Source organism: Krasilnikovia cinnamomea (assembly GCF_004217545.1).
GTDB lineage: Bacteria > Actinomycetota > Actinomycetes > Mycobacteriales > Micromonosporaceae > Actinoplanes > Actinoplanes cinnamomeus.
Map to the genome: position 1 here is coordinate 44,119 of NZ_SHKY01000001.1, position 12,679 is coordinate 56,797.

At 69.9% G+C, this 12,679-nt stretch carries 7 protein-coding genes; 5 read left to right on the top strand and 2 right to left on the bottom strand.

Features of this window, described 5'->3' with window-relative positions; translation table 11 throughout:
• Positions 1-117 precede the first annotated feature (117 nt).
• From EV385_RS00180 to EV385_RS00195, 4 genes are all read left to right on the top strand, one after another.
• Positions 118-1,659 carry a M4 family metallopeptidase gene (locus EV385_RS00180; protein ID WP_207229722.1) on the top strand — a complete coding sequence of 514 codons (1,542 nt, stop codon included), beginning with the start codon at positions 118-120 and terminating at the stop codon, positions 1,657-1,659.
• 310 nt (positions 1,660-1,969) lie between these two features.
• Positions 1,970-3,343, top strand: coding sequence for an ABC transporter substrate-binding protein (locus EV385_RS00185; protein ID WP_130507591.1), 1,374 nt, complete (start codon positions 1,970-1,972; stop codon positions 3,341-3,343).
• Positions 3,344-3,498: 155 nt separating this feature from the next.
• Entirely contained in the window at positions 3,499-4,422 is a 924-nt protein-coding gene (locus EV385_RS00190; RefSeq protein ID WP_423203091.1) for a carbohydrate ABC transporter permease, read from the top strand.
• On the top strand, positions 4,419-5,330 hold the full coding sequence (locus EV385_RS00195; protein WP_130507592.1) for a carbohydrate ABC transporter permease: 912 nt from the start codon (positions 4,419-4,421) through the stop codon (positions 5,328-5,330). Before EV385_RS00190 ends, EV385_RS00195 begins: the two co-directional genes overlap by 4 nt.
• A gap of 52 nt (positions 5,331-5,382) precedes the next feature.
• Here EV385_RS00195 and ppdK read toward each other — a convergent pair whose 3' ends face one another.
• Positions 5,383-8,043 (bottom strand): pyruvate, phosphate dikinase, encoded by a 2,661-nt coding sequence (gene ppdK, locus EV385_RS00200; protein ID WP_130507593.1) that lies wholly within the window; start codon positions 8,041-8,043, stop codon positions 5,383-5,385.
• Between the two features lie 325 nt (positions 8,044-8,368).
• Positions 8,369-11,209 carry a M36 family metallopeptidase gene (locus tag EV385_RS00205; protein WP_242624610.1) on the bottom strand — a complete coding sequence of 947 codons (2,841 nt, stop codon included), beginning with the start codon at positions 11,207-11,209 and terminating at the stop codon, positions 8,369-8,371.
• 220 nt (positions 11,210-11,429) lie between these two features.
• On the opposite strand from EV385_RS00205, the gene EV385_RS00210 reads away from it, so the two are divergent.
• Positions 11,430-12,581, top strand: coding sequence for a S1 family peptidase (locus EV385_RS00210; RefSeq protein WP_130507595.1), 1,152 nt, complete (start codon positions 11,430-11,432; stop codon positions 12,579-12,581).
• Positions 12,582-12,679 lie beyond the last annotated feature (98 nt).

Here is a 12,679-nt window from a genome sequence, read left to right on the forward strand (position 1 = left end):
TAAATGCCAGATGTGTCACATATTTGTTACGCGCGACCACTTCACATTCGGAATCGTATTCATGAAAATCTATCTCACGTCCCGGCCCGACCCCGGCCGGGAAGGAGAGGAGCAACGGTGCGCATCAAAGCCATTCTGAGCGCCACGACGCTTGCCGCGTCCGTGGTGCTGGCCGCAGCCGCCGCCCCGGCGCAGGCCGCCGTCGGACCGGTAACCCCCAGTTTCGCGGTCGACCACGCCACCAGCGCCGTGCGGGGCCACGCCACCGCGTTCGCCGCCGGCGCGGGCGACACCTTCGCCTCGCGCGGGGTGATCGTCGAGACCAACGGCACCAGCCACGTTCACCTCAACCGCAGCTACCTTGGACTGCCGGTCATCGGCGGCGACGTCATCGCGCACCTGAGCGAGACCGGCGCCCTGCGCGACGTGACCCGCAGCCAGGCGGCACCCCTCACCCTGGCCACCACCCCGAAGCTCAGCGCCGCCGGGGCGAACCGGGCCGCGGCCGCCGCCCTCAAGGGCACCCCGAACGGCGCCGCCACCCTCGCGGTCGACGCGATCCCGATCGTCCCGATACTGGTCTGGCGCACCAAGGTCGACACCGCGAAGGGACAGTTCCACGTCCTGATCGACGCCGCCAGCGGCAAGGTGGTCGACAGCTGGGCCGAGGAGCAGACCATCGAAGGCACCGGCAACGGCTTCAACGTGGGCACGGTCGCGCTGGACACCACGCAGTCCGGCAGCACCTACCAGCTCAAGGACCCCGAGCGGGGCGGCACATACACCGTGGACATGAACAACCGGCGCTTCGGCAAGGGCACGCTGTTCACCGACGCCGACAACACCTGGGGCACCGGCGCGCTGTCGAACCGCCAGACGGTCGCGGTCGACGCCCAGTACGGCGTCGCCGAGACGTGGGACTACTACCTGGAGAACTTCGGCCGCCGCGGCATCGCGAACGACGGCAAAGGCAGCTACAACCGGGTGCACTACGGCACCGGGTACAACAACGCCAGCTGGTCCGACGCCTGCTTCTGCATGACGTACGGCGACGGCGACGGCACCAACTACGGCCCCTTCGCCTCGCTGGACGTGGCGGGCCACGAGATGACCCACGGCGTCACCTCGCGGACCGCGGGCCTGATTTACAGCGGCGAGTCCGGCGGCCTCAACGAGTCGATGAGCGACATCTTCGGCACCCTGGTCGAGTTCCACTCCAACAACGCCCAGGACCCGGCCGACTACCTGATCGGTGAGAACGTCGCGCTCGACCACGAGCCGCTGCGGTACATGGACGACCCGTCCAAGGACGGCCGGTCGGCGAAGTGCTGGAGCAGCACGGTGAAGAACCTCGACGTGCACTACTCCTCCGGCGTCGGCAACCACGCCTTCTTCCTGCTGGCGGTCGGCAGCGGCACGCACACCGTCAACGGCGTGACGTACAACAGCCCGACCTGCAACAACGGCACGGTCACCGGCATTGGCAACGCCGCCGCCGGGGCGATCTTCTACAAGGCCCTGACCACGTACATGACCTCCAACACGGACTACGCGGCGGCCCGGACCGCCACCCTGAACGCCGCCCGCGACCTGTACGGCACGGGCAGCGCGCAGTACAACGCCACCGCGGCGGCCTGGTCCGCGGTCAGCGTGGGCTGACCCTGCCGCAAGCCCTCCGGGGCCGCGCGCCGAAACGGCGTGCGGCCCCGCTCGCATGTACGGCCCCCGCGCGAAGGTTCGCCGTCCGGCTGCGGGGGTAAGTCCCTAGAGCGATCATGGACTAATGGAGTCGACCAGGAACCGTAAACAAACTTAACGTTTTGCTTCCCACGACGTAGGCCCAATTGTTATCCAGTCGATCAACCGGAAATCGTTGCGAAACCCCGCCTTCACGCATTGACTGAGTTCCGGGTAGCGCCCGGGAAGGGGCACGTGCTGTCACATCCGAAACGCGAACATAGGGAGAGGCATGTCCGGTCAACCAACCAGACCCGCATTCCGGGTCGCCCTCGCCGGAACCCTCGGCGTGGGGCTGGCGTTCAGCCTGGCCGCGTGCGGTAGCAGCGACGACACGAAGAGCGGCGGCTCCGGCGCGTCGGCCCAGGCAATCGACTGTTCTCCATACACCAAGTACGGCGACCTCAAGGGCAAGTCGGTGTCGGTGTTCGCCAGCATCGTCACGCCGGAGGACCAGGCGTACAAGGATTCCTACAAACCATTCGAGAACTGCACCGGGGTCACGATCAAATACGAGGGCGACAAGTCCTTCGAGACCCAGGTCCTGGTCCGGGCCCAGGCCGGCAATCCGCCCGACATCGCGATCGTGCCGCAGCCCGGACTGCTGAAACAGCTCGTGGCCACCGGCAAGGCGGTGCCCGCGTCACCGGAGGTCGGGGCCAACGTCGACAAGTTCTGGAGCAAGGACTGGAGGGAGTACGGCACGGTCGACGGCAAGTTCTACGCCGCGCCGTCCGGGGCCAGCATCAAGAGCCTGGTCTGGTACTCCCCCACCTTCTTCAAGGACAACGGCTACCAGGTCCCGAAGACCCTCGACGAGCTGAAGACGCTCACCGACAAGATGGTCGCGGACAAGAAGATCCCCAAGCCCTGGTGCGCGGGCATCTCCAGCGGTGAGGCCACCGGCTGGCCGGTCACCGACTGGATGGAGGACTTCGTGCTCCGGCTCTCCGGCCCGGAGACCTACGACAAGTGGGTGAAGCACCAGATCCCGTTCAACGGCCCCGAATCCACCGCGGCGCTCGACGCGGTCGGGCAGTACCTGAAGAACCCGGCGTACGTCAACGGCGGCCTGGGTGACGTCAAGAGCATCGCCACCACCACCTTCCAGGACGCGGGTCTGCCGATCCTGGAGGGCCAGTGCGCGCTGCACCGGCAGGCCAGCTTCTACGCCGCGAACTTCGCGAAGGGGACGAAGGTCGCCGAGGACGGCGAGGTCTTCGCGTTCTACCTGCCCGGCAAGGACACCGCCAGCAAGCCGCTGCTCGGCGGCGGCGAGTTCAACCTGGCGTTCGCGGACCGGCCCGAGGTCAAGGCGTTCCAGCAGTACCTGTCCACGGACACCTGGGCCAACGTGAAGGCCTCGGTCTCGCAGGGCTGGGTCAGCGCCAACAAGGGACTGGACATCAGCAAGCTGGGCAGCCCGATCGACAAGCTCGCCGCCACGCTGCTGCAGGACCCGGCCGCGGTGTTCCGCTTCGACGGCTCCGACCAGATGCCGGCGGCCATCGGCTCCAACGCGTTCTGGAAGCAGGCGACGAACTGGATCACCGGCCAGGACACCCAGACGACGGTGAACAACATCGAGAAGGCCTGGCCGAAGTAGGCACGACCGCATGGTCTGACGTGCCGTCCGGGCCGGTCGGTGGCGGAGCGCTCCGCCGTCGGCCGGCCCGTTCATCCCCAAGGAGGTAAGGGTCCGTGTTCACCACGGCGCAGACCACCTCGGAGAAGCTCACGCAGATGCTCGTCGCGATCGGAATGTTCGCGGCGGTCATGGGCGTGATCCTCTTCGTCGCCGGGCGCGTCGGCGGGCGGCGCAACGACCGGGTCGTCGCGTACGCCTACCTGGCGCCCGCACTGCTCATGCTGGCCGTCGGCCTGGTCTATCCCGGCATACGCACCATCTACCAGTCGTTCTTCGACGCGAGCCTGCAGAGCTTCATCGGCCTCGACAACTACAAGACGATCTTCACCGACCCTGATCAGCTCGTGGTGCTGCGCAACACGGTCCTGTGGGTGGTGGTGACACCGTTCGTGGCCACGGCGATCGGCATGCTCTACGCGATCCTGGTGGACAAGGCCCGGATGGAGTCGTTCGCCAAGGCGCTGATCTTCCTGCCCATGGCGATCTCGTTCGTCGGCGCGTCGATCATCTGGCGGTTCGTGTACACGTACCGTCCGGACCAGCCCGGGGTGCAGCAGATCGGGCTGCTCAACCAGATCATCGTCTGGTTCGGCGGCGAGCCTCAGCAGTGGCTGGTCGAGTCGCCGCTGAACACGTTCCTGCTGATCGTGGTGATGATCTGGATCCAGTCCGGGTTCGCGATGACCGTGCTGTCGGCGGCCATCAAGGCCATCCCCGACGACATCGTGGAGGCGGCGCGACTCGACGGGGTCGGCCCGTGGGGCATGTTCCGGTTCGTGACCCTGCCCAGCATCCGCCCGGCCGTGGTCGTCGTGCTCACCACGATCGGCATCGGAACCCTGAAGGTCTTCGACATCGTCCGGACCATGACCGGCGGCCAGTTCGACACCAGCGTGATCGCCAACGAGTTCTACAGCCAGAGCTTCCGCAGCGACAACCAGGGGCTCGGCGCCGCGCTGGCGGTGCTGCTGTTCATCCTGGTCATTCCGATCGTCGTCTACAACGTCCGGCACTTGCGAGCCTCGGAGTCACGATGAGCACGACCTCTGACGCGCAGACCGCACCGCTGACCGCACAGAAGCCGACCGCCGCGGCGGTCGCCAAACGGCGGCTCACCTCCCCGTGGGCCTCGCTGGCGGCGGTGATCATCGCGGTCGTGTGGACGATCCCCACGTTCGGGCTGCTGATCTCGTCGTTCCGCCCGGAGAAGGAGATCAAGACAACCGGGTGGTGGATGTTCTTCAGCGACCCCACGGTCACGCTGGACAACTACCGGGCGGTCCTGGACCCCGAGACCGGCGTCGGACTCGGCGACTACTTCGTCAACTCGATCGTCATCGCGATCCCCTCCGTACTGATCCCGCTGTTCCTGGCCTCGCTGGCCGCGTACGCGTTCGCCTGGATCAAGTTCCCGGGCCGCAACCTGCTGTTCCTGGCCGTGTTCGCCCTGCAGGTCGTCCCCCTGCAGGTGGCCCTGATCCCGCTGCTCAGGCTGTACGTGAGCAGCGGACTGTCGAACACGTTCTGGACGCTGTGGCTGTCGCACTCGGCGTTCGCGCTGCCGCTGGCCATCTACCTGCTGCACAACTTCATGCGGGAGGTGCCGGCGGGGCTGCTCGAGGCGGCCCGGATCGACGGCGCGGGGCACGTGGCGATCTTCTTCCGGGTGCTGCTGCCGGTGATGCTGCCCGCGATGGCGGCGTTCGCCATCTTCCAGTTCCTGTGGGTGTGGAACGACCTGCTGGTCGCGCTCACCTTCGCCGGGGGTGGCACGGAGGTCGCGCCGGTCACGGTGGCGCTGGCGAACCTCAGCGGCACCCGCGGCACCGCCTGGCACCTGCTGTCGGCGGGCGCCTTCGTGTCGATCCTCGTCCCCGTGGCGATCTTCCTGCTGCTGCAGCGCTACTTCGTCCGCGGCCTGCTGGCGGGCAGCGTGAAGGGCTGAGACGCCGGAAAGATGAACGGGCCGCGGTCGCCATTGACCGCGGCCCGCTCAGTCACAGGGCGGCGCGTCCGGCTTCCAGCCGCGCCACGGGTACCCGGAACGGGGAGCAGGACACGTAGTCCAGCCCCGCCTCGTGGAAGAAGTGCACCGACTCGGGGTCGCCGCCGTGCTCGCCACACACGCCGAGCTTCAGGTCCGGACGGGCCGCCCGGCCCTCCTGGACGGCGATGCGGACCAGCCGCCCGACGCCGTCGCGGTCCAGCGACTCGAACGGCGAGATGCCGAAGATGCCCAGCTCCAGGTACTTCCAGAAGAAGGCGCCCTCCACGTCGTCGCGGGAGAAGCCCCACGCCATCTGGGTCAGGTCGTTGGTGCCGAAGGAGAAGAACTCGGCGGCCTCGGCGATCTGCCCGGCGGTCAGCGCCGCCCGCGGCACCTCGATCATCGTGCCGATCAGCACGGTCACCCCGGCATCGCCGATCACCTCGGCGATGATCTTCTCGGCCTCCGCCCGTACCGTCTCCAGCTCCTGCACGGCGCCGACCAGCGGCACCATGATCTCGGGCCGCGGGTCGCGGCCCTCGCGGGCCAGCGTCGCGGCGGCCTCGGCGATCGCGCGGACCTGCATCGCGAACAGGCCCGGAATGACCAGACCGAGACGTACGCCCCGCAGACCCAGCATCGGGTTCTGCTCGTGCATCCGGCGCACCGCCGCCAGCATCTCCTCGGTGCGCCCGGCGTCCTCGCCGCGCTCGTGCGCCACCGCGACCTGCACCGCGAGGTCCTCCAGCGAGGGCAGGAACTCGTGCAGCGGCGGGTCGATGAGCCGCACGGTGACGGGCAGGCCGTCCATCTCGCGCAGGATGTCGACGAAGTCGGCGCGCTGCAGCGGCAGCAGGGCGGCCAGCGCGTCCGCGCGCTCGGTGTCCGTGGCCGCCAGGATCAGGCGCTCCACCAGCTCGCGGCGGTCGCCGAGGAACATGTGCTCGGTGCGGCACAGGCCGATGCCCTCGGCGCCGAAGCGCCGCGCCCGGGCCGCGTCCGCGCCGGTGTCGGCGTTGGTGCGCACCCGCAGCCGCCGCTGAGCGTCCGCGTGCGACATGATCAGGTGCACGGCGGCGACCAGCGGGTCGTCGCTGTACCCGGCGTCCAGCTCGCCCTCGAAGTAGCGCACCACCTCGGACGGGCGCACCGGCACCGGGCCCAGGTACACCCGGCCGGTGGTGCCGTCGATGGAGACGACCTGGCCCTCCTCGATGCGGGTGCCGCCGACCGTGAACGCGTCCCGGCCGACCTCCAGCTCGTCGGCGCCGCAGACGCAGGTCTTGCCCATGCCCCGGGCCACCACGGCGGCGTGGCTGGTCTTGCCGCCGCGCGAGGTGAGGATGCCCTGGGCGGCGATCATCCCGGCGAGGTCGTCCGGGTTGGTCTCCCGGCGGACCAGGATCACGGGTACGCCGTCGGCGGCCAGCTCCACCGCGCGGCGCGAGTCGAACACGGCCTGGCCGACCGCGGCGCCCGGGGAGGCGCCGACGCCACGGGTCAGCGGGGTCGGCTCACTGGACAGGTCGAAGCGGGGGAACATCAGCTGGGCGAGCTGGGCGCCGGAGACGCGGCGCAGCGCCTCGTCCAGGTCGATGCGGCCCTCGGCGACCAGCCCGGCGGCGATCCGGAACGCGGCCGCCGCCGTACGCTTGCCGACCCGGGTCTGCAGCATCCACAGCTTGCCGCGCTCGATGGTGAACTCGATGTCGCACAGGTCGCGGTAGTGCTCCTCCAACGTGGACATGATGCGCATCAGCTCGTCGAAGGACTTCTTGTCGAGCCGCTCCAGGTCCTGCAGGGGCACCGTGTTGCGGATTCCCGCGACCACGTCCTCGCCCTGGGCGTTGGCGAGGTAGTCGCCGTACACGCCCGGCTCGCCGGTGGCGGGGTCGCGGGTGAACGCGACGCCGGTGCCGGAGTCGGCGCCCAGGTTGCCGAAGACCATGGAGCAGATGTTCACGGCGGTGCCCAGGTCGGCGGGGATGCGCTCCTGGCGGCGGTACAGCACGGCGCGTTCGGCGTTCCAGGAACGGAACACCGCCTCGATGGCGAGGTCGAGCTGCTCGCGCGGGTCCTGCGGGAAGTCGTGCCCGGTGTGCTTGGCGAAGATCTTCTTGAAGACGGTGACGAGCCCGCGCAGGTCGTCGGCGTCCAGCGCCAGGTCGTCGCGGACCCCCTTGGCGCGCTTGACCTCGGAGATGGCCTCCTCGAAGTCCTCGCCCGGGACCTCGCACACGGTCTTGCCGAACATCTGGATGAGCCTGCGGTAGGAGTCCCACGCGAACCGGTCGTTGCCGCCCGCCTGGGCGGACAGGCCGATCACGGAATCGTCGTTGAGGCCGACGTTGAGGACGGTCTCCATCATGCCGGGCATGGAGTGCACCGCACCGGAGCGTACGGAGACCAGCAGCGGGTCCGCGGCGTCGCCGAGGCGGCGTCCCATGGCGGCTTCCAGGGTGGCCAGGTGCTCGGCGATCTGGGCGTCGAGCCCGGCGGGGCGGTGCCCGTCGGCGAGGTAGCGGCGGCAGGCGGTGGTCGTGATGGTGAAACCGGGCGGCACGGGCAGGCCCAGGTTCGTCATCTCGGCCAGGTTCGCGCCCTTGCCGCCGAGCAGGTCCTTGAGGTCCCGGTTGCCGTCGGCGAAGTCGTACACGAACGTCTCGGCCATGATTGCCTCCTCCGCAGCGCCGCGTTTTCTCCCGGTGAGCGTCCCACGGGATTCCGCATGTTAGGCATCGTTCAAACATGCCCGAAATGCTTTGAGACTGACTGCACAGGCGACCTTCACTGGCTGCTCGGAAAGCGCTTCAACCGCGCACGAACACGCAAGGCCCCAGGTCAGCGCGGTGCAGGCCTGACGCATTGGCGGTGGAAATGGAAGGGGAGGATGAGTGGAAGAATCGCGGTTCTTTCGCGGCCCGACCATTGCCGGTCAATTTCCGGCCGCCAGGAATGGGCCCGCCCGCCGGGATCGACGGGCGGGCCCGGAGTGCTCAGCTACTGAAGACCTGGAACTCCGTGGCGTTCACCGACTGGGCGGCGGCCGACGCGGTAGCGCAGTCCGTGGCGGCGCGCGGGTCGTTGTCCTGCTCGCCCGCGTAGAGCGGGTTACCGGTGCACTGGTTCTGCAGGGTACGCAGCCGCACGTGGGTGGCCGGGGTCGGCCGGACCGGGAACGAGCGCAGGATCTGCTGCGGCACCTTCGGCCGGAACTGCCCGGCCGGGAACGCGTCCGCCGCGCTGGTGAAGACGCTGCGGTACCCGGCGTCGGTGGTGCAGTCCTGGCCACGGGTGGCATCGCAGGCCAGCACCTCGAACTGGCGCAGCCCGCTGAACCCGCCGCCGAACGTGCTCAGCTGCACCCGGGACACCAGCTTGGCGGTGTCCCCGGCCAGGTCCACGGTGACCTGCCGGCCGGCCGCGCCGCCGCCCGCGCTCCACGCGCTCGCCTCGGCGTCGTCGGCCAGCGCGCCGAGCCCCGTACCGTCACCGGTGACCGTGGCACCCGAGGCGGAGGAGGCGAGGTTGGTGGGCAGCACCACGCCGAGGACCGGACTGCCGCCCGGGTACAGCGTCTGGGTCCACCGCTTGCCGCCGAAGCCGCGGCCGACCGCGTAGAACCGGTACGTGCCCGGGGCCAGGGTCACCGTGTCCGGGATCGCGGTGGCCGGATCGGTGTCGGCGACCGGGACCACACCGGACTCGTAGTCGCCGATGTACAGCCGCACGGGCTTGCCCGTGGCGTCGCCCAGCGGTTTGAACGTGGCCTCGATGTTGTCGACGACCGGTGAGGCGAAGCTGGGCACGGGGTCGGTGTCGGACGGGCCACTGGCCGCACCGGCGCCGAAACCGCGCGCCGCGAACGCGTTCCACAACAGGTCGGCGTTGGCGCCGCCGAAGCGCAGCGCGTCCGCCGTGATCATGTTGTCGCGCATGTCGAGCATGCTGACCTGGCCGGTGGCCTGCAGCAGGAACGAGTCGAAGACGAGCTGCACCCAGCGGCGGTTGCCGGGGCACTCGGTCACCGGCGTGGTGCCGTTCGCGCAGCTCTCCTGCTGCGCCCGGGTGCCGGCGCCGTACTTGGCGATCAGGGCGCGGCGGACGTCGACGTTCGTGGCGCTCCAGATCTCGCCGTCGGGGTGCACCCCGGGGAAGCGGTCGTAGCCGTAGTTGCTGTAGTTGAGCGGGCTGTTGCTCATGTCGTAGTTGCGGATGCCGCTGGCGTTGTCGCCGGTGACGTACGCCCCGGTGACGAACGGCGTGTTGCCGCGCGGGGTGTAGCCGCTCTCGAACAGGTACTCCATCGCCATCAGGTCGGACCAGCTCTCACCCATCGCGCCGCCCTGGGACGAGCTGAGATTGGCGTCCGGCCCGGCGACCATCCGGTTCGAGATCGCGTGGGTGTACTCGTGCCCGATCACGGTCATGTCGAAGTCGCCGTCGACACACGGCGGGTACGCGGAGCCGGCGAACGGCTGCCACATGTACATGTTCGTGACCGGCAGCATCCCGTCCGGCGGGGTGGACTGGTTGGCGTTGTTGCGGATGTTCTGGGTGGCGGCGCCCTGCTGGGCGTTGCCGTGCTCGGGGTCGCCGCCCTTGCCGTACCGGGTGTTGGTCTTCTGCAGGTTCCAGGTGGCCTCGGTGAAGCCCAGGTGGTACGCCCAGTCGTGCATCCGGTTGTGCATCGCGAACAGGTTCGCGGTGGCGGCGTCGGCGTCGGCCTGCTCCGGGGAGTTCAGCGACGCCGGATCGCACTTGGTGGCGTTCCACTGGTTGGTGAACGGGTACGTGTACTCGCGGTCGGGGCGGGCGGCGGCCGGAATCTGCGGGGTGCCGTTGCCCCAGTACCGCACCGTCTCGGCGGAGTTGCCGACGGTGGTCGACGAGGACGCGCCGGTGGCGGGGTCGATGTCCCAGTCCCGGCCGGTCGCCGGGTCGAGCACGGTCCGGGCGCAGTCGGTCGCGGTCCGGGCGCACCAGGTCTGCCGGGTGTCCGAGGTGCCGGTCGGGGTGGCGGGGAAGACCTTCCAGCGCGGGTTGTCGGCGTCGAAGTTGACCAGGTTCTCGCGGATCAGCACCTCGCCGCTGCGCGCGTCGACGTAGGTGGTGTATCCCAGCGGGTGGTCCGCTTCGCTCGAGAGCACGACCACCTCGAACGCGGCGCGCGGGGCGGCGCCGGGCATCGGCACGGCCACCGGGCGGATGCGGTGCTGGGCGAGTTCGGCCCGGGGTATCCGGGCGTCCGCGAGGGCCTTGGCCAGCGCGGCGGCCGGGGCGAGGGTGGCCGGGGCGGGGCGTTCGGTGCGCGGGCTCAGCGACGAGGTGACCCGCAGGACGTCACCGCCCTTGACCGCCACGGCCACCAGGCCGTCGTGGGCGGCGGGCAGGCCGCCGTAGCGTTGGCGCAGCAGCACGACCGTGCCCGCGCCGACCTTGGTCTGCGCGATGGTCTGCATGCTGTCGACGTCCGTCGTGCGCTGCGCGAACAGCGCCTGGCTGCCCTTGAGGTAGCGCCGGGCGACCGTCTCGGGGTCGGCGGCGGGCCCGGCGGCCAGCGCCCGGCGGGTGGTGGGGGTGAGCGAGGCGGGGGTGCCCAGCCGGTTCCAGCGGGCGACGACCCCGTCGCCGGGCACCAGCGACCGTTGGGCGGCGGAGGGCGCGGCGGTGCCGGGACGGTTGTCGACGAAGTCGTATTCCGAGCCGGTGGGTGCGCCGGTCAGCGGGGTGGCGGGCGGTGGGGCCTGCGGACTGGCGGCGGCGCCGATCGGCGCGGTGACAACCAGTGTGGTGGCGATTATTCCGACGACGGCGGACCTTCTGGGTCTGCGCACGCGTACCTCCGTGGATCGATCGATGCCGATCGTCGGACGATACGTCCCCATCGACGTTCATAGATGAACGAAATAGTTAACAACTCCGCCGCTTTCCGGCAGGGCCAGGGTCTGGTGATTACGACAAAATGATCAAAATACGCATTTAGGATGAACAGCGTCGGATCCCGACGTGCCCGGCGCCCGGCGCGGCCCGACGCGGGCCATTCGAGGAGGCACCATGAGCCACGCAACCAAGCCCGTCCGCCGCCCGCTCGCCAGGATCGCCGGCGCCGCCCTGGCCACGGTCACCGCCGCCAGCCTGCTCGGCGCACCCGCGTCCGGCGCGAGCCCGGCCGATCCCGGCGCCGTACCGTCGCGGGAGATGGTCGACCAGTTGGCCGCCGATCTCGGGCTGACCACGGCGCAGGCCGGGGCGCGGATCCGCGCCGAGTACCGCGCGAGCCTGATCGTCGCCCCGGCCCGCAGCGCCGCGGGCGCCGCGTACGGCGGCGCGGTCTTCGACCCCGCGCGAGCGAATCTCGTCGTCGGGGTCACCGACCCGGCCGCCCTCGCCCAGGTCCGTCGCACCGGGGCCGCCGCCAGACTGGTCCCGCACAGCCTCGCCAGTCTCGAACGCACCATGCGGGTGCTCGACGCCCGGACCGCGCCCCGCGACGTCACCGGATGGCGCGTCGACGAGACCGCCAACCTGGTCGTCGTGACGGCCGCCGGCCACGGCCCGACCAAGCCGGTGCGCGCCTTCGTCGCGGGGCTGAACAACATCCGGGTGGACCACCGCGCGCCCGCGGTCCGGACCCTGGCCGAGCTGATCGGCGGAGACGCCATCTACGGCGGGGGCTCCCGCTGCTCCTTGGGCTTCAACGCCCGCCGCACCACCGGTGCGTACCTGGTGCTGACCGCCGGACACTGCACCAACATCGCGACCACGTGGTCCGGATTCAACCGGGTCGTGATCGGAACCCGGTTCGGCACGTCGTTCCCGACCAACGACTACGGTGCAATCAACGTCAACCTGGCCGCCTGGACACCCACCCCCAAGATCAAAGGTGGCGTGCCCGTTCTCGGCTCGGCCGTCGCCCCCGTCGGCAGCTCGGTGTGCCGGTCCGGCTCGACCACCGGATACCGTTGCGGCACCGTCACCGCCCGCAACCAGACGGTGAACTATCCCCAGGGCACCGTGTCCGGATTGACCCGCACCAGCGTCTGCGCCGAGTCGGGTGACTCCGGCGGTCCGTTCGTCAGCAGCACCCGGCAGGCGCAGGGGGTGACCTCCGGGGGAAGCGGCAACTGCACCTCCGGCGGCACCACGTTCTTCCAGCCGCTCGGGGAGATCCTCACCGCGTACTCCGCCACGCTCGTGGTCGGTTGACCGCGGTGCGGGCGCGGCCGGGACATTCACGTCGACAGGTTCCCCAACCCGACACGGCACCGCTAGGTTGGCGGTGGGGCGGCGTCGACGGGAGGACC

What these genes read in the sequence shown, in the direction of transcription:
- EV385_RS00185 (WP_130507591.1), top strand. Translation starts at nt 1,970, where the DNA reads ATGTCCGGTCAACCAACCAGACCCGCATTCCGGGTCGCCCTCGCCGGA.
- EV385_RS00190 (WP_423203091.1), top strand. Translation starts at nt 3,499, where the DNA reads ATGTTCGCGGCGGTCATGGGCGTGATCCTCTTCGTCGCCGGGCGCGTC.
- EV385_RS00195 (WP_130507592.1), top strand. Translation starts at nt 4,419, where the DNA reads ATGAGCACGACCTCTGACGCGCAGACCGCACCGCTGACCGCACAGAAG.
- ppdK (WP_130507593.1), bottom strand. Translation starts at nt 8,043, where the DNA reads ATGGCCGAGACGTTCGTGTACGACTTCGCCGACGGCAACCGGGACCTC.
- EV385_RS00210 (WP_130507595.1), top strand. Translation starts at nt 11,430, where the DNA reads ATGAGCCACGCAACCAAGCCCGTCCGCCGCCCGCTCGCCAGGATCGCC.